The following is a 21021-nucleotide window of genomic DNA, read 5'->3' on the forward strand; positions in this document are numbered from 1 at the left end:
TTATTCTTCACACTGCCCACAGCCCTGCCGGTTCTTGCTGTATTCCTGTTCAAACAGGGCCGGCAGAAAGTTCGGCAGGAACTGCATTTCCTGTATCGCATGCTCCCCCAGGCTGCGGGAAAATCCCGGCATCACCCAATCAAAGAACACCGGCACGGTGAACGTGGAGCGCATCACAATGCCGTCACCGTTGTCATTGGTCTGGTATTCGTGAATCAGGCGCTGGGGCAGAATCCCACTCAACGCCTTCAGGTCCGTTTTCGCCACGATCCAGTGTTCGTACTCTACCTGCCCCTCCGCCGCAGCCGGATCAAGCCAGGTGATCAACAGATTCGACGCATAGGGCCCGATGTACTCCCGCACCTGCTGCACCGCCCCCACGGAATAGTCCAGGCTGTCGGGCCGGCTCGGAGGCACCAACCAACGAAAACTCACATGGGCCGTGGGGTGCCACCCCCGGTAGCGGTTGGTGGTATTGATGTTGTCCCACCACCAGTCCAGCATGTCCGGGGTAATGCCGAGTATTTCCTGATTGACGATCACTTTTTTCGTCAGCCAACCATTGGCGACCATCTCATAGCTGCCTCTGGGTAACAGGGCCTCTTCCACGTAGTGGGTTTGAAACCACTGCGGCAGAAACGCCTGCAGGTTCTGCATGCTCACCTCGGTATAACTGGCCAACGCCTCCACATATTCCGGATACCGTTCCACGATGCCATCGGGCAGACTATAAGTCGTGCGCAGCAGCAGGTCATCACCCCGCGCGCTGACACCGTAGTCATAGCGCACCAGGCCACTGCCCAGCGTTTCATCGCCGGGGAACGTGATCTGCGCCTGCACCCGGTGATCATCCCCCACACAGCGCACCGCGGGTTGCAGAAAGCGCCACTGACTGTGCACCTGCGATCCACCCAATATCTGGGTGATCGCCAGAACCGCCCCCGCGGGTACCGCAAGATCGTCCTGAGTTGGCGGGATATGGAGCCACTGGAACGATTGGTTGGCCTCCGGATGCCAGCGTTGGAAAGCGGCCTCCCGTCCCAGGTTTCGCCACCACCAGTCCAGCATTTCAGGCCTGAGCCCCGGCAAGGTCTGTTCCACCACGATGACGGTATGTTGCGGCTCAGGGGTCGCCACCAGATCGCGCAAATGCGCCTGCGCCGGTGGCGCCGACATCACTGCAGTCCATAACAGCACCCGCGGCAGCCACCCCCAACCCTGATACCGGTACCAACCTGATTTTGACATGATGCACGCCCCTACGGATTGTTGTTATGCCCTTATATTATCCGTATGGATAATATAAAACAACCGCCCAGCCATCCCGGGTTCAATCTGCTGGCGGAGCTGGCTATACTGCGCCTTCCTCCAGCCAAAAAGCCCAAGACCGCTCACTGTGAACGATCTTCCCCGAAAGCGCGGCAAACAGAGCGCCCAAGCCGCGGCCCTGACCCATGACAGCATCATTCAGTCGGCCATCGAGCGCTTTGCCCAGAAGGGCTATGAAGCCACTTCCGTGCGAGAAATCGCCAGTGGCGCCCGCTGTACCCATGGTACCCTGCGCCACCATTTCGGCAGCAAGCTGGAAATCTGGAAAGCGGTTGCGGATACCGTGCTCGAACACTACCAGCAGCGGCTGATGCCCATCCTGATGGCGGCTTCACTCGAGCAGGACCCACTGTCCAGTTTCCGGCAGGTGGTCAGGGGGTTTATCGAAGCGTCCTACCACAACCCCATGTTTGCCAAACTCCTGATGGCGGATAATGAGGGTGACCCTGCACGCGCTGAATACCTGAAGGCCAACTTCCTCCGCCTGCACGAACCGATTGGCGTTCTGTTTGAACGGGCCCGCAGCCAGAGCCCGGCGCTGGCTCGTTACAACAACGATACGTTCTTTCTGACGCTGCTGAGCCTCACCTTTTTTCCGCTGATGCTACCGGCCATCAACGACCTGCTGGGTGACACCCCGGCAATGACGGCGGAACACCAGGTCGGACACATCATGAGGGTACTATTTGGCGGGAGCGCGGATTGAGCCAAGTGCATTCATCCAACCTGAGCCTGTTCGGACAAGACCATAGACTCTTCATTCAGGTTATAAAAAGCCTGTGTCGAGCGGTTCACATCCCGCCACGGAACCAGTAATTTAGCCAGCATCACCTGCTGAGGAGCCGATATGAACGATCGAGTCATCGTATCTGTGGACAACGAAATCGCCACTGTCACCCTGAACCGGGCGGACAAACACAATGGCATGGATCTGGATATGCTGCGGGGCGTTATTGCCGCCCAAAAGCAGGTACGCAAGATGAAAAACATCCGTGCTGTCATCCTGCAGGGAGACGGACCCTCTTTTTGCGCGGGCCTGGATTTCAAAAGCGTGCTGGCCAAACCGGTGACCGCGTTTACCAGTTACATGCAGTTGTGGCTTCCCTTCCAGAACGATTTCCAGACCTGGAGCATCGGCTGGCGGGATGTGGGGGCTCCGGTGATCGCACTGATGCACGGCAACTGTTTTGGTGCCGGGCTGCAACTGGGCCTGGGGGCCGACATCCGCATCTGCCACCCGGATGCCAAGCTTTCCATGATGGAGGCAAAATGGGGCCTGGTGCCGGACATGGGCGGGGTTGCCCTGATGCGGGAACTGATGCCGCTGGACAAAGCCAAGGAACTCACCATGACCGGTCGCATTGTCAACGCCGAGGCGGCCCAGTCGCTGGGGCTGGTCACCCACATCAGCGCTGACCCCATGCAAAAAGCACAGGCCCTGGTGGATGAGATTTCGGTACGCTCCCCCGATGCTGTGGCCGCCGGCAAGTTTCTGTTGCAGGATGCCTGGCGGGCCCTGGACCGCACCGCTCTGCGCGCCGAGCGCCTGTGGCAGCGCCGGGTGATGGGGGGCAAAAACCAGCGGATCTCGGTGGAACGCAACCAGAAAAAAACAGAGATCCCCTTTAACGACCGTACCATTGATTAATTTGACCAACACTTCACATCGAGGGAATGAGTATGAGTGGCTATCTGAAATGGTCTAAATGGAAAGAGTTCGCCCAGCTGTTTGATGTTCGATATTTCAATTCCGCCAGCAGCATCAAAACCAGCCTGGGCTTCATCAAAACCTTTCTTGGCATCACCCAAGCCGAAGCGGATATTCAACAGGGCGGCCTGGGCAGTATCTTCAATTACCACCCCATCGCCGACGGGCTGGCCACCGCGGGGCAACCTCAACCCGCACACTTTCCCTTACTCCGGGAAGCCGGCTTCACCACCGTCATCAACCTGGCACCTCATGGCGCCGAAAACGCACTGGCTAATGAAGCGGAGCTGGTGGCGGCCAACGGCATGCAGTACGTCCACATCCCGGTGGCGTTCGACAACCCCACAGAGGCGGACTTCGAACAGTTTTGCCAGGCACTGTCGGTGTATCCACAACAGCCAGTGTTCATCCATTGTGCCGCCAATATGCGGGTCTCGGCATTCGTGTTCCGCTACCGAACCCAGGTGCTGGGAGAAGACGTCCACAAAGCCAAACCGGACCTGGATAAGCTCTGGAAACCCTTCGGCGTGTGGGCGGACTTTATCGGGCCGCGCTGACCATCATGGCTCAGGGTACCAACTGCCATCGTCCCGCTTGCGAATCCACATGCGGGAGTGCCAGTGGTAACGCCCAGGCTGCCCCGCCACCGGCAAGGTGCAGTTGTAGCGGGAGCGGCCCACCGGAATCGGCTTACTCACCTGTACCACCACCACGTTATCGGCCTGCATGCGCAGGGGGATCGCCCCCTGCCCGCTGGCGTAACAGTTCAATTGGCCTTTCAGTTCACGCTGCGTCGACAAGGCCAGTATCAATTCGGGCTGCACCGGCTCATCGAACACCCAGCCAGGGAACGTTTCTTTTTTCAGGGGCAACGGCAGGCTGCTGGCCTTGACGCGAAAATCATCCAGGTCCTGATAGCTCTGATTAAAGGGGTAACGGGGCGCCATGCCGCTGTTCAGCAGAGTCTTATTCACCGCACCGGACTGCTGCCCAAATCCCAGATAGCCCCAGGACGTCACCGCCTTGATCACCGCTGCATCCGCTTCCCCATAGGGATAGGCCAGATACCGCCAATGCTCACCGGTCTCCGCCTGAATGCGCTGCTCCGCCCCGTCGATTTCCTCGCGCAGTGCCTGCAGCCACTGCTTCTGTGACAGGGCATCGGGCTTGCGCAACAGGTGCAGGTGGCTGCGGGTGTGATTGGCCAGGTTGGCGCCTTTGGCTTGCAACCCCCGCAGCTGATCCCAAGTCATATAGCCGGGCTGCTTGCGATCCACAAAATCCGTGCTGACAAAAATGGTGTAGGGAAACCCGAACTGCTCCAGCATGGGCGCCGCCTGCTGCGCAATATCGTCATAGGCATCGTCAAAGGTAATCACCACCGCCCGGTCTGGCAGTGGGCGATGTTCCTGCAACGCCGCCACCAGTTTCGGCAACGGCAATACGCTGAAGCCACCCTGTTTGAGGATCTCCAGATGCCGACGAAACACTTCCGGCGCCAGGGAGGTACTGGGGGGAGTTCCGGTGGCAATATGATGATATTGCAGGATAACCCCATGATTGGCGCTGTTCCCGGCATTTTCAGCCCATAGGTTCACCGGGATTAACAACCCGTTCACCAGACACAACAAAGCGGCAAAAGCACGCTTGACCATATAGTCGACCTCTTTTCAGCTTGGTATCATCCTGTCACGGACTCAGAGAAACCTATGAACCCACTATACCAAGGTGTAGCGATGCAATTCGATAAAGAAAAAGTAAATGAAATGACCGCCGGCTCCATTCCCCTGGCCAAATTCACCGGTGCCGAGGTGATTGAAATGGAACGCGGCTATGTGAAGATGAGCATGCCTTTCGAACAGAACATCAACCATATCGGCATCATGTACGCCGGCTCCATCTTCACCCTGGGCGAACTGCCCGGCGGCGCCTTGTTCTGGAGCGCCTTCGACGCCACCAAATGCTACCCCATCGTGACCGAAATGAGCGTTAAATTCCTGAAACCCATCAAAACCGCTGCCACCGTGGAGTGCCGCATCAGCGAAGAGGAAATCGAGCGGGTCAATCGCGAAGTGGAAGAGAAAGGCAAATCCGTTTACATCCTGGAGCAGGAAATCAAGGACGAAAGCGGCGAGATCTGCGCCGTCACCACCGGTCGCTACCAGGCTCGCGCCCACGGTCGCTAAGCGGCTCAGCCGCATTTAAGCAGGCAACAAAAAGCCCGGCAGACTTCATCGTCATGCCGGGCTTTTTATATCGGGAATATCACTGGCTGTGGTACCGGGCAGACAGCTCGTGCACTGCATCCACAAACACTTTGGCGTGATCGGGATCAGCATCCAGGGCAATCCCGTGACCCAGGTTGAACACATGGCCTTCGCCAGCGCCAAAGCTCTCCAGAATCCGCGCCACTTCAGCCCGAATGGCCTCCGGTGACGCATACAACACGGAAGGGTCCATATTGCCCTGCAGGGCAATTTTGTCACCGACACGGGCACGCGCGTCTCCGATCTCGATGGTCCAGTCCAGACCCGCGGCGTTGGCGCCCGCTACCGCGATCAACTCCAGCCACTGCCCACCGTTCTTGGTAAACAAGATACTCGGCACCGGACGCCCATCGTGTTCCTTGATCAGGCCGTCGACGATCTTTTTCATGTAGTTCAGCGAAAACGCCTGATAGTGGCTGGTGCTGAGCACACCACCCCAGGTATCGAAAATCTGCACCGCCTGAGCCCCGGCCAGTATTTGCTGATTGAGGTAATCAATGATGCTGTCCGCCAGCTTATCCAGCAGGGCATGCAGCACCTCTGGCTGAGCATACATCATGCGCTTGATGGTGCGGAAATCCTTGCTGGAACCACCCTCCACCATATAGGTCGCCAGGGTCCAGGGGCTGCCGGAAAAACCGATCAGGGGCACCCGCCCGCCCAGGGCCGAGCGAATGGTGCGTACCGCATTCATCACATAGTCCAGGTCGCTGGCGGCGTCAGGAATCGGCAATGCCGCCACATCCTGTTCGGTGCGCACCGGTTTTTTGAAGCGGGGGCCTTCGCCGGCCTCAAAATACAGGCCCAGGCCCATGGCGTCCGGCACTGTGAGAATATCCGAAAACAGAATGGCGGCATCCAGCTCAAAGCGCTCCAGGGGCTGCAGGGTGACCTCACAGGCCAGCTCAGCGTTCTTGCACAGGGACATGAAATCCCCGGCCTGGGCGCGGGTGGCCTTGTATTCCGGCAGATAACGACCCGCCTGCCGCATCATCCACACAGGGGTGACGTCTACCGGTTGTTTCATCAGGGCGCGCAGGAATCGATCGTTCTTCAGTTCGGACATGTTGGGCCTTTTTCTTTGATTCAGTTGGCAGGCGGGCCGGGGCAGGTGGCACTCAGACACGCTACAAGCACATCCCTGTGCGCTCGACAGCGGCCGTCCATGGCCGCTGACGGTCTGAGTGCCACCTGCCCCGGCCCGCAGAATACATTCATCAATAAAAAACGGGTGAAAGTGTACAACGATTCGCTCGTCATTACCCCACCCGTTTCAACGGTGTTACCAAATTGTTCAGTGGCGTTTACAGATCACACGTCCAGATAATCCAGAATGCCTTCCGCCGCCTTGCGACCTTCCCAAATGGCGGTCACCACCAGATCCGAGCCCCGCACCATATCGCCACCGGCGAAAATCTTGGGGTTGGAGGTCTGGAATTTGAACTGGGCCTGTTCCGGCGCCACCACGCGGCCACCATCGTCGGTGTTGACACCGGCAGTATTGAACCAGGGCTGGGGGCTGGGACGGAAACCGAAAGCGATGATCACCGCGTCCGCCTCCAGAATCTGCTCAGAACCGGGAATCGGTTCGGGGCTGCGACGGCCGCGGGCATCCGGCTCACCCAGCTGGGTTTCCACCACTTTCACCCCTTCCACCTTGTTATCGCCGATGATGGCGATAGGCTGGCGGTTAAACAGGAACTCCACCCCTTCTTCCCGGGCGTTGGCCACTTCCCGTACGGAACCGGGCATGTTGGCCTCATCACGACGATAGGCGCAGGTCACCTGGGTGGCACCCTGACGGATCGCAGTACGGTTACAGTCCATGGCGGTATCACCACCGCCCAGTACCACGACCTTTTTGCCATCCATATTGATGAAATCTTCCGGCGCCTTTTCAAACCCCATATTGCGGTTCACGTTGGAGACCAGATAAGGCAGCGCTTCATACACCCCTTCCAGTTCCTCACCGGGGAAGCCACCTTTCATGTAGGTGTAGGTGCCCATGCCCATGAAAATGGCGTCGTATTCATTCAGCAAATCATCGATGGTCACGTCTTTACCGATTTCGGTGTTGAGGCGGAACTCGATGCCCATGCCCTCAAACACTTCACGGCGCAATTGCATCACCGGCTTTTCCAGTTTGAACTCAGGAATACCAAACGTGAGCAGGCCCCCGATCTCCGGATTGCGATCGAACACCACCGGCTTGACGCCGTTGCGAACCAGAATGTCCGCACAGCCCAGACCCGCGGGGCCGGCACCGATTACCGCCACCTTCTTATCGGTCCACACCACATTGGACATATCCGGACGCCAGCCCATGGCCAGCGCAGTATCACTGATGTACTTCTCCACAGAACCGATGGTGACGGCACCAAAGCCATCGTTCAGGGTACAGGCGCCTTCGCACAAACGGTCCTGGGGGCACACCCGGCCGCAGACTTCCGGCAGGGTATTGGTCTGGTGGCTGAGTTCGGCCGCTTCCAGAATATTGCCCTCAGACACCAGCTTCAGCCAGTTGGGGATGTAGTTGTGCACCGGGCACTTCCATTCGCAATACGGATTCCCACAGGCCAGGCAACGGTGTGCCTGCGATGACGCCTGCTCCGGTTGGAACGGATTGTAGATCTCAACATACTGAGAACGTCTTACCCCAACATCCTTCTTGGCAGGATCACTGCGGGGCACATCCAAAAACTGGAAGTCGTTACTTAAACGTTCTGCCATCTTTAACCTCTTTCATGGATCCGGAGCCAGGCTCCCATCACATCCGCCTTATTCAGGACGGTGTCTAATGCTGTTCAGCAGTTTCTGCACACTGGCGGCTTTCGGTTTCACCAACCAGAACTGGCCAACGTAGTCATCGAAATTATCGAGGATATGCTGACCCCAGGCACTGCCTGTCTCCGCTACAAACTCGTTGATCACACCCACCAGGTGGTTGCGATAGGCTTCCATCTCTTCGCTGTTGATGCGCTGGATTTCCACCAGTTCGTGGTTGTACTTGTCGACGAACGTTTTGTCTTCGTCCAGCACATAGGCAAAACCACCGGTCATGCCAGCACCGAAGTTGTAGCCGGTTTTGCCCAACACCGTAATCAACCCACCGGTCATATATTCACAACCGTGGTCGCCCACGCCTTCCACCACCGCATGCGCACCGGAATTTCGCACCCCGAAACGCTCACCGGCAGAGCCGGACGCAAACAACTTGCCGCCGGTAGCCCCGTACAGACAGGTATTACCGATAATGGCGGTTTCCTGGCTCTTGAACGGGCTGCCCTTGGGCGGACGAATCACCAGCTTGCCGCCGGTCATGCCTTTGCCCACGTAGTCGTTGGCATCCCCTTCCAGGTACATGTTCAGGCCACCGGCGTTCCAGACACCAAAGCTCTGCCCGGCGGTACCGTTGAAGCGGATTGTGATAGGGTGCTCGGCCATGCCCTGGTTGCCGTGACGCTTGGCAATTTCACCAGAGATCCGGGCACCGATGGAGCGGTCACAGTTGGTGATGCGGAACTCGAACTCACCACCGGCTTTGGCATCGATGGCCGCCAGGGTTTCCTTGACCATGCGCTCCGCCAATTCACCTTTATCGAAAGGTGCGTTTCTGGCCACCTTGCAGGTATGGGGTTTCTCTGCCGGCACATGACTGCTGGACAGAATCGGGGTCAGATCCAGATTACGCTGCTTGTCAGTCACGCCTTCCAGCATATCCAGCAGGTCCGTACGACCCACCAGGTCTTCCATTTTGCTCACACCCAAACGTGCCATCCACTCCCGGGTTTCCTGGGCCACGAACTTGAAGAAGTTCATCACCATTTCCGGTGCGCCGATGAAGAAGTCTTCCCGCAGTTTATCCTGCTGGGTAGCCACACCGGTGGCGCAGTTGTTCAGATGACAGATACGCAGGTATTTACAACCCAGCGCGATCATGGGGATGGTGCCGAAGCCAAAGCTTTCCGCACCCAGAATCGCCGCCTTCACCACGTCCAGGCCGTTCTTCAGACCACCATCGGTCTGCAGACGAATCTTGTCCCGCAGGTCGTTGCCACGCAGGGACTGGTGGGCTTCACTCAGACCCAGCTCCCAGGGGGAGCCGGCGTAGCGAATGGAGGTCAACGGGCTGGCCGCCGTACCACCGTCATAACCGGAGATGGTGATCAGGTCCGCGTAGGCCTTGGCCACACCGGCAGCGATGGTGCCTACGCCAGGCTCAGACACCAGTTTCACCGACACCAGCGCACTGGGGTTCACCTGCTTCAGGTCATAGATCAGCTGCGCCAGGTCTTCGATAGAGTAGATATCGTGATGGGGTGGCGGTGAGATCAACGTCACGCCGGGCACGGAATAACGCAAGCGGGCGATGAGGTCGTTCACCTTGCCGCCGGGCAACTGCCCACCCTCACCAGGCTTGGCACCCTGGGCCACCTTGATTTGCAGAACTTCCGCATTCACCAGATAGTGCGGTGTCACCCCGAAGCGACCGGAGGCCACCTGTTTGATCTTGGAGACTTTCTCAGTGCCGAAACGGGCAGGGTCTTCACCACCCTCCCCGGAATTACTGCGACCGCCCAGGCGGTTCATAGCCATGGCAATGGCTTCGTGGGCTTCCGGGCTCAACGCCCCCAGCGACATGCCGGCAGAGTCAAAACGGGGCAGGATCGACTCAAGGGATTCCACCGCATCCACGCTGATCGGGTTAACATCCGTCTTCAGGGTCAACAGGTCACGGATAGCCGCCACCGGACGATCCTGGGTCAGCGCGGCGTACTCGCGATAGGCTTCGTAATCGCCGGACTGCACCGCCTTATGCAGCGCGCCAATCACATCCGGATTGAACGCATGGTATTCACCGCCGTGAACGAACTTCAGCAGGCCGCCCTGCTCGATGGGCTTGCGGGCCTTCCAGGCGTCGGCAGCCAGGCGCTTGGTGTCCGCCTCAAAGTGCGCAAAACCGGCACCCTGAATGCGGCTTTGCACTCCGGTAAAGCAAGTTTCCACCACTTCGTTGGCAATACCCACTGCCTCAAACAATTGTGCACCCCGGTAGGAGGCAATGGTGGAAATACCCATCTTGGAGAGAATCTTCAACAGGCCTTTATCGATGGCCTTGCGGAAATTCTTCTGCGCATCGATCGGGTCCATCAGGACTTCGCCGGTACGCACCAGGTCGCAGATCACATCAAACGCCAGGTACGGATAGACCGCCGTGGCACCGAAGCCGATCAGGCAGGCAAAGTGGTGGGGATCACGGGCCGATGCGGTTTCCACCACGATATTGCTGTCACAGCGCAACGCGCTGTTGGTCAGGTGATGGTGCACAGCACCAGTGGCCATCAGGGCCGGGATCGGCAATTTGTTTTCACCGATGTCCCGGTCGCTCAGTACCAGAATGACCTTGCCGGAGCGGGCCGCCTCAGCGGCCTCGTTGCACACATTCTCCACCGCCTGGCGCAAACTGATGGCGGCGTCGTAATTCAGGGAAATTTTCTGGACCGCATAGCCTTCCCGCTCGATGGACAGCAGCTGCTGGAACTTGCTGTGGGACAGTACCGGCGAGGTCAGAATCGCACGGTCGGCATGATGAGGGGTTTCCTCAAACACGTTGCGCTCGGCACCCACACAGGTTTCCAATGACATCACAATGGATTCCCGCAGGGGGTCGATGGGCGGATTGGTCACCTGGGCAAACTGCTGGCGGAAGAAGTCGTACAACGGACGCACCTTGGCCGACAACACTGCCATCGGGGTATCGTCACCCATGGAGCCAACCGCCTCCTGGCCGTTCTCCGCCATGGGGCGAATCACCTGGTCCCGCTCTTCAAACGAGACCTGGAACAGTTTCTGATAGGTCTTGATGGCCGCCGGGTCCAGCTGCTCTATGGAGCGGGTTTCGTCGGTCAGGGTGTCCTGAATGCGAATGGCGTTTTCTTTCAGCCATTGCTTATATGGCTGCCCCTGTTTCAGGCGCTGATCCACATCGGCAGTGTGGAGCACATCGCCGTTTTCCGTATCCACCACCAGGATCTGGCCGGGGCCAACGCGGCCTTTGGCCACCACGTCTTCCGGCTTGTAGGAATACACACCGATTTCCGAGGCCAGGGTAATGTAATCGTTCTTGGTGATAACCCAACGGGCCGGGCGCAGGCCGTTGCGGTCCAGCATACAGATGGCATGGCGGCCATCGGTCATCACCAGGCCGGCCGGACCATCCCAGGGCTCCATGTGCATGGAGTTGTATTCATAGAATGCGCGCAGATCCGCGTCCATGGTTTCCACGTTCTGCCAGGCAGGGGGAACCATCATCCGAACCGCACGATAGATATCAATGCCACCGGCCAGCAACAGCTCCAGCATGTTATCCAGGCTTGAGGAGTCAGAACCGGTGCGGTTGACCAACGGGGTTATGTCTTCCAAACCCGGCAGCAGGTCCGATTTGAACTTGCTGGTGCGGGCCACAGACCAGTTACGGTTCCCCATAATGGTGTTGATTTCACCGTTGTGGGCCAGGTAACGGAACGGTTGCGCCAGGGGCCAGCGCGGCAGCGTGTTGGTGGAGAAGCGCTGGTGGAATACGCAAATCGCGGTGCCCATATCCTTATTGGCCAGGTCCAGGTAGAACGACGGCAGGTCCGCCGGCATCACCAGGCCCTTATAGGACACCACCGTGGCAGACAGGCTGGGGATATAAAAGTCGCTGTCCTCTTTCAGCAGCACTTCCGCGCGACGGCGGGCAAAAAACAGGCGCCGATTCAGCTCCAGATCGGACATACCACTGCTGTTGATGAACAGCTGCTCAATGGTGGGCAGGCTCTCCAGGGCAATGCTGCCGCAGACACTGCTGTCCACGGGCACGGTACGCCAGCCGACAATATCCAGGCCTTGCTGGGTCACTTCCTGCTCCAGCGCCATTCGGGCGGCGGTGGCTTTGTCCGCATCCTGGGAGAGGAACACCATACCCACCGCAAAGGCGGCACTCAATTCCTTGCCAAACGTCTCTTTGGCAACGGAACGGAAGAAGGCTTCCGGCATTTTCAGCAACAGACCACAGCCATCGCCGGTTTTACCGTCGGCTGCAATACCACCACGGTGCGTCATGCAGGTCAGCGACTCGATAGCGGTCTGCAGCAGGTTGTGGCTGGCCTCACCCTTCATATGGGCGATCAGGCCGAAGCCACAATTGTCTCTAAACTGGTCAGGATGGTAGAGCCCACCACTCTGTATACTCATCACAAGCGAAAGCCCTTTTTCCAGTGAATTCAATGGTTTATTTGCGATTCTCGCAGGCCATACTGTACGGCCGGGCAAAAATGGAGAGCCATTTTACATGCGAACCCCCCTTTGAACAAACCCATCCAGGGTTGCGGAGGGTCTTCCATGAGGTATTTGCCTGCCAAACTCCTTTTAGGCAGGCAAAAAACAGTCCAGAAATGAACGAGTTAACGCTGGACCTTCAGTTTTTTAGATCTTTTTGAATTGCCTCGATTTTTCGGATCCATGGGCCCTGTTTTTGCAGATTTTGCGGCAATTTCCCCACCGCGGCCTTGGCGGCATCATAACTGGGGTAGCTCGCTTGCACCACAACATACCAGGGCGCACCATTTCGTTGAGTTTTATAGTAAGTAAGCTTTTGCACACTGGGATAGGCTGCCAGGAACTTGTCCACCGTCGCCCTTTCTTTCGCCCCCAACATCTGGATTGCGTAATGGTCGGCCGGCAAAGACAGAATCCAGGCAGTGCGACTGTCACGCTTGGCCTCAGCCACCGGCTTGGGTGCGGGCTGCTGAGCTGCTGGCTTGGGCGCCGGCTTGGCAGCAGGCTGGGGTTCTGGTTTAGGCGCTGGTTTGGATACTGGGTCAGGAGTAACCGTTGCCACTGGCTGGGTCACCGGTTTCGTTGCCGTTACCGGCGTTGTCACCGGCTGCGCGCTTGGCTCAGGCTTTACTGTGGCCACCTGCACGGATTCAGCCTCAGGATTCGCCTCTGCCTGTTGGGCCGGCTCTGGGGCTGAGTCTGCGCCATGGCCTGCAGCCTGGTTCGACTGAGGAGACGGCCCGGAATCCGTCTTGCTCTCCACCACGGAGCGCTCCAGCGGGGGCACTCGCACGGTTTCCGGTTCGGGGTCAGCGCGGGTGAACATCAACACCAACAGTAATAACACCACCGCCCCCAGGGCACCCACGTGCAACCAGGGCACACCGGCCACGACTGACTTGCCCCCCCTGCCACCCTTACTCTGCTTGTGGCTGATGGCCGCCTGCAACAACTCGCCGGCCACCTGATTGATTCGCGACGCGTTACCCAGGCTCATATTGAAGATGCGCTCAACCTGCTCAGCGCTGAAGCGCACCTGTCCCATGCCCCCTGTGCGCATTCGATACATCAGGTAGTCCTGGGTTTCCTGCTGGCCAAAGGGCGCAAGCGCCAACCGAAAATGATCCGGAACCTGATCAAACAGGGTCGCAAACTGCTGCAACGCGTCGGGATCATGCTCGTCCATCACCAGCAGCACTTTCAGGGGCAACCCCGCACCGGAAGCCAGGATTAAAGACAACAACTGGCTGCAGGCCTCATCCAGAAACTGGCTCTGACGCACGACCAACAGCAGGGTTCGGGACTCATTGTCAGCAACGGTGGCACAGTCAATCAGCTGCGCCTGCAGGGAATCCAGGCTGAAACCTTCGCGACCGTGCCAAGGCCCACTCAACCCCGTCAGAAACTGCGTGGGGCTCATCATTACATCGGCCTGCACTATGGCCACGCCAAACAGATCCGGATCCAGTTCCGCCAGCACATGATCCACTAAAAAGTGCTTCCCAACCCCCTGATCACCGTGCAGCACCAGCAACGGGGGTCCATAGCGCAACAGGTGGGTGAGTTGCTCCAGGGCCTCCTGGCGACCGGCACCGGGGAAGAACAGCCCATCCACGTCGCCGTCACTGAATGGATCCGCTCTCAGCTCGCTATCAGGATGCGGCGCTTCCAACACATCTGGGGTTTCACCGATATCGGGTTCTATATCAGGCCTGGGTCGTGCATTCATGCAATGTTTCCCGTAACAAACTCTGGTCAAAGTCCGCGGTGATCATGGCTTCACCCACAGATTTCAGCAATACCAGTCGAATCCTGGCATCGACGTTCTTCTTATCCACTGCCATTTTTTCCAAATAGGTTGCGACGGTCATGTCCGCCGGCCCCGACACCGGCAAACCGGCCGCAGCGATGATCTCACGCCCCCGCGCCACCGCCTGCGGCGCCACGAAGCCCAAACGGGCAGACAAATCCAGCGCCATGACCATACCTGCCCCCACCGCCTCGCCGTGCAGCCACTGACCGTAACCTTGCGCGGCTTCAATGGCATGGCCAAAGGTGTGGCCCAGGTTGAGAATGGCCCGCAGACCACCCTCACGCTCATCCGCCGCCACCACTTCGGCCTTGATCTCGCAGGAGCGACGAATCGCATACGTCAGGGCGGCCGGATCGCGGGCGACCAGTTCTTTGATGTGGTCCTCAATCCAGCCCAGAAAGGCTTCGTCGCGAATCAGGCCATACTTGATGACCTCAGCAAGGCCGGCGGACAATTCCCGTTCCGGCAGTGTGTTGAGGGTATCGGTGTCGGCGATGACCACCCTGGGCTGGTGAAACGCACCAATCATATTCTTGCCCAGGGGATGATTAACCCCGGTCTTGCCACCGACGGAAGAATCCACCTGGGACAACAAGGTGGTGGGAATCTGGATGAAATCCACACCCCGCTGATAGGCCGCCGCGGCGAAGCCAGTGATATCACCGATCACTCCGCCGCCCAGGGCCACCAGTGTGGTGGTCCGGCTGTGCCGACGCTCCAGCAACGCTGTGAAAATCCGGTCGAGTGTGTCCAGGGTCTTGTATTGCTCTCCATCTGGCAAAATCAGACTGGATGCCTGTAATCCCTGCAGCCCGGCCATCACTTTATCCAGATATAAAGGTGCGATGGTGGTGTTGGTCACCACCAAAACCTGCTTGCCGGACAATGAGGGCAGCAACTCCCCCAGCTGATCCAACAAACCGGACCCGATATAAATGGGATAGCTGCGCTCCCCTAATTCAACACCCAAGGTTTCCATTCATGCTCCCGCCACGCGTAACGAAAGACGCCATTGTATCAGCAATCCACAATGAACTGACCAGGGGGCATCAGGGCCGGAGCAAAAGAAACCGTGCAGACATTCGTGCAGGCAATACGGGAGAGGTTAAACAATGAGCCGGGGCGTCAGATGGGTTGGGCCACCAGCTCAGCAATTTTGGTGGCCACATCGCGGATATTGGAAGCATCCGTATCCACCACATGGTCCGCCACTTCAAGATAGAGGGGTTCGCGCACCTTCATGAGTTCGGTCAGAACCTTGCGCGGCTCCGCGTGCTGCAGTAAAGGCCGCTTACGATCCTTGGCGGTGCGAGCCAGCTGCTGCTCAATAGAGGTTTTCAGGTAGATCACTATACCGCGGGCGGCAATCACGCGGCGATTGGCTTCACGGGTCACCGCTCCGCCACCGGTCGCCAGGACCACTCCATCCCGCAGGGTCAACTCCTCAATCACCGACTCTTCCCGCCGACGAAAACCTTCCTCCCCTTCCACATCGAATATCCAGGGAATATCGGCGCCGGTCCGAGCCTCTATTTCATGGTCGGAGTCAACGAACTCATAATTGAGAATCTGGGCAAGCTGACGCCCGATGGTGCTTTTACCTGCTCCCATCGGGCCAATCAGAATCACATTTCCGTGTTTTGACATGCGTTACTGGGCAGCAAGCACGTCGTTCACGATACGGGGGGTGATGAACACCAGCAACTCCGCTTTTTCACTGGTATTGGTGGTTCTGCGGAACAGACGACCCAGCACCGGCAGATCACCAAGGAACGGCGTCTTGATTATGGCTTCCACTTCCTCAGACCGGAATACACCACCCAGCACCACGGTTTGACCGTTGTCCACCACCACGCTGGTCTCGATTTCATTGGTGTCGATGGAAGGCACACCATTGAAGATCTCACCCACGGAGTCCTGGTTCACTTTTAACTCCATGATGATGCGACCGTCTGGCGTAATTTGCGGGGTGACCTCCAGGGACAGCACCGCTTCCTTGAACGAGGTGGAGGTGGCACCACTGGAAGAGGCTTCCTGATAAGGTACTTCGGTACCGGATTGGATTTTGGCAGTCTGCTGGTCTGCAGTTAAAACCTTGGGCGTGGACACAATGTCAGCACGACCATCAGACTCCAGCGCCGACAACTCCAGATCCACCAGGCCGTGATCGATATCGAAATAACCCAGAGCGATACGGCTGGCTTCTGATGAAATCACACCCAGATCCACACCCAGGTTACCGGAGCCAGTGGAATAAGCGACGTCTTCCAGAGTATCCTCGAAACCGGTTTTGTTACCCCAGACACCAAAGCCTTCACCGTATCCCGCCAGCGGGCTGCGGTCAAAGTGCCCCACACCCCATTTCACTCCCAGCTCTTCAGCCGCATCGGATCGGGCGATAACAATGCGCGCCTCAATCATCACCTGCCGCACCGGGATATCCAGCTGGTCCAGCATGAAGCGCACTTCGTCAATGTTGGCCGAGGTATCCTGGATCAGTAGAATATTGGTACGCTCATCCACCGTAATGGAGCCACGCTCGCTGAGGAACCCGGACGCGGTCACCAGCTCCGCCACTTGCGCCGCCTTGGCGTAGTTCACGGTCAGATATTCAGTACGCAGCGGCGCCAATTCCTTCACCTGGCGCTGGGATTCCAGCTCCAGCTTCTCGCGGGCGGCGATCTCATCCGCAGGAGCCACCAGCATCACATTACCCACCTTACGCTTGTCGAGGCCCTTGGTTTTCAGAATCAGATCCAGAGCCTGATCCCAGGGAACGTTCTGCAGGCGCAACGTAATGCGACCCCGGACAGTGTCACTGGCCACCAGGTTCAGTTCGGTGAAATCGGCGATCAACTGCAGCACGGAGCGTACTTCGATGTCCTGGAAGTTCAATGACAGCTTCTCACCGGTGTACTGGAATTTATCTTTGCGCTTACGCTCCAGCTCCAGGGCGCTGATCGGTTTTACACTGATGGTGAATGTCTTATCGGTCTGATACGCCATGTACTCATAATCGCCGGTGGGCGTCACCGCAATGCGGGCATTACCGGACGCAGTGCTGGCGTCAATCATCTTCACCGGCGTGGCGAAATCCATAACGTCCAGTCGGCGGTGCAGCTGATCCGGCAAGTCAACACCCACGAACTCAGCCACGATCTTGCCACTTTCTTCAGACAGGTCCACCGGAGAATTGGCGTTACCCAGGGTGATCACCACCAGGCCTTCACCCTGTTCGCCGCGACGGAAATCGATCTCTTGTACGCCATTGGCAGATGCTTGGGCGGCTGCTTTTTTCGCCGGCGCAGCTGTTGCCGGGGCGGAACTGGCTGCGGAACCCTCACCGATACGGAGCAGCAGTTGGTTGCCCTTCACCTCGGTGGTGTAGCCCACCAGGTTACTCAGATTGACGATCAGGCGGGTGCGGGAGCCGGCGCCCATCACCGTCAGGCTGCGCACATTCCCGTTGCCAAGGGTGTGGTATTTTTCTGCCAGGCCATTACTGACACCGTCCAGATCCAGCGCAATGCGAGCGGGGGAATCCGTGGTATAGCCAGTGGGCTGGGGCGGTACATCGTCAAAGCCAAGCTTGATCTCTACGGCATCGCCAGGCAGCGAGGCAGACTCAACGCCGGTGAGCGTGGCAGCGAGGAGAGGAGAAGACAACAGGGCAAACACGGCACCCCAACAGAATTTGAATTTCATCGCAGCTACCTGCTTGCTTGTTATCGTTTGAATGAAAGTCTGAAAGCTTTTCATGAATTGTCTCCCACGCTTCAGTCTTCACGCAACACTAATGTGCGTGGACGCTCAACCCAACCATCCTGTCCATCGGACACAATTTCAATCACATCTATCTTGCTGGGGGTAACCGATGTAATCTTGCCGAAGTTCCGGCCCAGATAATTGCCCTCTTTTACACGGTGCAGACCGCTGTCCGGGTCCTTCACCAGCGCGAACAGGTTCGCTCCAGGACGGGTCAGGGTACCAACCATGGAAAGGGAATCAATACCGAATTGTTCCAATACTTCCTTCGGTCGGTTGAAATCCGGTTTTACATTAGTGCGTTTCTGGGGCAGTGCCGCCAGCTGAACGTCGATGGGCCGTTCAAACGGGCTGCGCAAAGCAGCAGCGCCATAGGAGAACGCCTTGTACACCTTGAACTCCGGCGGTGGCTCGATGCGGCCTTTGGGGCGGGATTTGACTTCCGCCATCTTGGCCTTGATATCGCTGAAGGAAGTGTCACCACCACAACCGGACAAAGCCAAACCCAGGATTACGATTCCAAAAAAACTTACGCCTCTCATATCAATTTTCCTTATAGCGGTAAGTTTTGGCGCGAATTTTCATCACCAGTTCTTGGGTGCCCTCTTTGGAGGGAACGATGTCGAAATCATGCAGGGTAACGATCCGGGGCAGTGCAGCCACTGCACTGACGAACGTCCCAAAGGCATGGAATCCGCCTTTCACCTCAATATCAATCGGCAACTCCACATAGAACTCTTTTGAATTTTCCGGAGCCAGCTGAATGCTGTTGAACGTCAGGCCCGCGGTCAGACCGGTGTGGCTGATGTCTTCCAGCAGCCCCGGCACCTCGGTGTCACTGGGCAATTGACGCAGCAACGCACCGAAGGTGTTCTCCATCTCTTTCATTTGTTCTTTATAAGCATCCAGGTTAGATGCCTTGAACGCCTTGTCCTCGTATTCCTTCATCAGGGTCGCCTCTTTGGAGGCCACCGTATCCAGCTGGGTGAGGGAATCGGACAACAGTAGATGAAACACCAGAAAACCGGCAACCACACAGGCCACAATCCAGATGAACACCTTGATAGGCAGGGGCCAACCACCGATATTTTCCGGGTCGAGATTGTTAAAGGACTCAAAAAACTCTTTTACGTCCATGCTCAGCCCTCCTCCTCGGTTTTCGGTTTCTGCCGTTTGACCGTCAGATCGAACTCATTGACGGCCTGCTCTTTGGAGGCGGCCTGCACTTTGGACAGGTTGGGCGCTTCAAACAACTCCGAGGAATCCAGGTTACGCATCAAATTGGATACCCGGTTATTGCTCTCGGCCAAGCCGGTCATGCTCAGGGTGTCACCCACCGACTTCACCTGGCGGTAATACACGCCATCGGGCAGCGTGCGCACCATTTCATCAAATATCTTCACGATTTCAGGGCGATTACCCTGCAAATCCTGGATAACCTTCATCCGCTCAATCAAGGATTCGCGCTTTTTCTTGAGCTCTTCGATCTCTTTGATCTGCTGTTCCAGCTTTTTGGTCTCACCCACGATGAACTGGTTGCGCTGGTTTTGGTAATCAATCCGCCCCTGCACACCCATATCCACCAGATACACGCTGCCGGCACCCAACAACAGTACACCTACCAGGACCACGAAGAACTGCTGCTTCAGCTCCTGGCGCCGTTCTTCACGCCAGGGTAGGAGGTTAATTTTTGTCATCAGTCAAAACTCCTTAACGCCAGGCCACAGGCGATCATCAGTGATGGCGCGTCGGCGCTGAGTAGAGACGCATTTACCTTGGAGGACAACGCCATATCCACAAAGGGATTGGCAATGGACGTGGTGGTGCCGACCTTGTCCTGCACCATCTCGGCCAATCCGGGGATGGAGGCCGTGCCACCGGCCAGCAGGATGTGATCCACATCGTTGTACTGGCTGGAAGAGAAGAAGAATTGAAGGGAACGGGTAACCTGCTGTACCACCGCCTCTTTGAACGGCTCCAGTACTTCGGTTTCGTAGTCATCCGGCAGGCCACCCTGCTTCTTGGCCAGCCCGGCCTCCTCAAAGGAAAGCCCGTAGCGACGCTGAATCTCCTCAGTGAGCTGCTTGCCGCCAAAGAGCTGCTCGCGGGTATAAATGGTACGACCGTCGTGCAACACGCTGAGGGTGGTCATGGTGGAGCCGATATCGACAATGGCCACCGTTTGCTCTTCGCCGCCATCAATCTGGTCCGCCACCAGGCCGAAGGCCCGTTCCATGGCGTAGGCTTCCACATCCACCACTTTGGCCGTCAAACCGGCAATTTCCAGCACATCCACCCGCAACTCCACGTTCTCGTTGCGGCAGGCGGCCAGCAGAACCTCCACCTGATCCGGGGAACCCTCCACCGTGCCCTGCACCTCAAAGTCGATGGCAACCTCGTCCAGGGGATAGGGGATGTATTGGTCTGCCTCTACCTTGATCTGGCTTTCCATCTCGTCGTCAGACAACTTGCCATCCATTTCGATGACCTTGGTGATGACGGAAGAACCGGCCACCGCCACCGCAGCGCCTTTGACACCGCTTTTGGCTCTGGCCACGACCCGGGCGATGGCCTCGCCCACGCCTTCCACATCATTGATGTTTTTCTCAACTACGGCATTGGCGGGTAACGGCTCCACCGCATAGGCCTCGACCTTGTAGCGGTTTCCGCTGCGACTGAGCTCGAGCAACTTCACCGAGGTCGAGCTGATATCGATTCCCAACTTGGCTGTTGAAGCCTTCTTACTGAGGAAGGGCAGCATATCTTCCTGTCCTGTTTTGTAGTTCTGCTTTGATTATGAATTTTGTGCAGTTCTGCAC

17 protein-coding genes are annotated in these 21021 nt (G+C 57.6%); 4 read left to right on the forward strand and 13 right to left on the reverse strand.

The annotated features are described in order from the left end of the window. A complete protein-coding gene (locus tag D9N14_RS16195) occupies positions 1 to 1248 on the reverse strand; it encodes a DAPG hydrolase family protein (RefSeq protein WP_290581606.1) in 1248 nt (415 codons plus the stop codon). 148 nt (positions 1249 to 1396) lie between these two features. Between D9N14_RS16195 and D9N14_RS16200 the strand changes: the two genes are divergently transcribed. The 3 genes from D9N14_RS16200 (at position 1397) to D9N14_RS16210 (ending at position 3594) form a co-directional block, all read left to right on the forward strand. After that, positions 1397 to 2035, forward strand: coding sequence for a TetR/AcrR family transcriptional regulator (locus D9N14_RS16200; RefSeq protein WP_290581608.1), 639 nt, complete (start codon positions 1397 to 1399; stop codon positions 2033 to 2035). Between the two features lie 141 nt (positions 2036 to 2176). Then, positions 2177 to 2977, forward strand: coding sequence for a crotonase/enoyl-CoA hydratase family protein (locus D9N14_RS16205; RefSeq protein ID WP_290581610.1), 801 nt, complete (start codon positions 2177 to 2179; stop codon positions 2975 to 2977). Between the two features lie 32 nt (positions 2978 to 3009). After that, on the forward strand, positions 3010 to 3594 hold the full coding sequence (locus tag D9N14_RS16210) for a protein tyrosine phosphatase family protein (protein WP_290581612.1): 585 nt from the start codon (positions 3010 to 3012) through the stop codon (positions 3592 to 3594). A gap of 3 nt (positions 3595 to 3597) precedes the next feature. On the opposite strand, the gene D9N14_RS16215 is transcribed toward D9N14_RS16210, so the two are convergent. Further along, on the reverse strand, positions 3598 to 4692 hold the full coding sequence (locus tag D9N14_RS16215; protein WP_290581614.1) for a polysaccharide deacetylase family protein: 1095 nt from the start codon (positions 4690 to 4692) through the stop codon (positions 3598 to 3600). An 81-nt stretch (positions 4693 to 4773) separates the two neighbouring features. Between D9N14_RS16215 and D9N14_RS16220 the strand changes: the two genes are divergently transcribed. Next, positions 4774 to 5223 carry a PaaI family thioesterase gene (locus tag D9N14_RS16220; protein ID WP_290581616.1) on the forward strand — a complete coding sequence of 150 codons (450 nt, stop codon included), beginning with the start codon at positions 4774 to 4776 and terminating at the stop codon, positions 5221 to 5223. Positions 5224 to 5302: 79 nt separating this feature from the next. Here D9N14_RS16220 and hemE read toward each other — a convergent pair whose 3' ends face one another. The 11 genes from hemE to D9N14_RS16275 all read right to left on the reverse strand — a co-directional run bounded on the left by hemE (position 5303) and on the right by D9N14_RS16275 (position 20963). Then, entirely contained in the window at positions 5303 to 6370 is a 1068-nt protein-coding gene (hemE, locus tag D9N14_RS16225; protein WP_290581618.1) for a uroporphyrinogen decarboxylase, read from the reverse strand. 245 nt (positions 6371 to 6615) lie between these two features. Further along, positions 6616 to 8034 (reverse strand): FAD-dependent oxidoreductase, encoded by a 1419-nt coding sequence (locus D9N14_RS16230; RefSeq protein WP_290581620.1) that lies wholly within the window; start codon positions 8032 to 8034, stop codon positions 6616 to 6618. Positions 8035 to 8082: 48 nt separating this feature from the next. Beyond that, the gene (gltB, locus tag D9N14_RS16235; protein ID WP_290581622.1) at positions 8083 to 12540 is read right to left on the reverse strand and encodes a glutamate synthase large subunit; all 4458 of its coding nucleotides are present in this window, start codon (positions 12538 to 12540) and stop codon (positions 8083 to 8085) included. 223 nt (positions 12541 to 12763) lie between these two features. Then, the gene (locus D9N14_RS16240; RefSeq protein WP_290581624.1) at positions 12764 to 14353 is read right to left on the reverse strand and encodes an SPOR domain-containing protein; all 1590 of its coding nucleotides are present in this window, start codon (positions 14351 to 14353) and stop codon (positions 12764 to 12766) included. Beyond that, entirely contained in the window at positions 14331 to 15416 is a 1086-nt protein-coding gene (gene aroB / locus D9N14_RS16245; protein WP_290581626.1) for a 3-dehydroquinate synthase, read from the reverse strand. Before aroB ends, D9N14_RS16240 begins: the two co-directional genes overlap by 23 nt. Positions 15417 to 15562: 146 nt before the next feature. Next, positions 15563 to 16084 (reverse strand): shikimate kinase AroK, encoded by a 522-nt coding sequence (gene aroK, locus D9N14_RS16250; RefSeq protein WP_290581628.1) that lies wholly within the window; start codon positions 16082 to 16084, stop codon positions 15563 to 15565. 3 nt (positions 16085 to 16087) lie between these two features. Next, positions 16088 to 18142, reverse strand: a complete 2055-nt coding sequence (pilQ, locus tag D9N14_RS16255; protein ID WP_290581630.1) for a type IV pilus secretin PilQ family protein — start codon at positions 18140 to 18142, stop codon at positions 16088 to 16090. A gap of 71 nt (positions 18143 to 18213) precedes the next feature. Beyond that, positions 18214 to 18744 carry a pilus assembly protein PilP gene (locus D9N14_RS16260; protein ID WP_290581632.1) on the reverse strand — a complete coding sequence of 177 codons (531 nt, stop codon included), beginning with the start codon at positions 18742 to 18744 and terminating at the stop codon, positions 18214 to 18216. Position 18745: 1 nt separating this feature from the next. After that, positions 18746 to 19339: a type 4a pilus biogenesis protein PilO gene (locus D9N14_RS16265; RefSeq protein WP_290581634.1), complete on the reverse strand. Its 594-nt coding sequence runs from the start codon at positions 19337 to 19339 to the stop codon at positions 18746 to 18748. A 2-nt stretch (positions 19340 to 19341) separates the two neighbouring features. Continuing rightward, the gene (locus D9N14_RS16270; RefSeq protein WP_290581636.1) at positions 19342 to 19899 is read right to left on the reverse strand and encodes a PilN domain-containing protein; all 558 of its coding nucleotides are present in this window, start codon (positions 19897 to 19899) and stop codon (positions 19342 to 19344) included. Next, on the reverse strand, positions 19899 to 20963 hold the full coding sequence (locus D9N14_RS16275) for a pilus assembly protein PilM (RefSeq protein WP_290581638.1): 1065 nt from the start codon (positions 20961 to 20963) through the stop codon (positions 19899 to 19901). Before D9N14_RS16275 ends, D9N14_RS16270 begins: the two co-directional genes overlap by 1 nt. Positions 20964 to 21021: the final 58 nt, after the last annotated feature.

Origin of the sequence: Ketobacter sp., from assembly GCF_003671495.1 — a bacterium.
Classification (GTDB): domain Bacteria; phylum Pseudomonadota; class Gammaproteobacteria; order Pseudomonadales; family Ketobacteraceae; genus Ketobacter.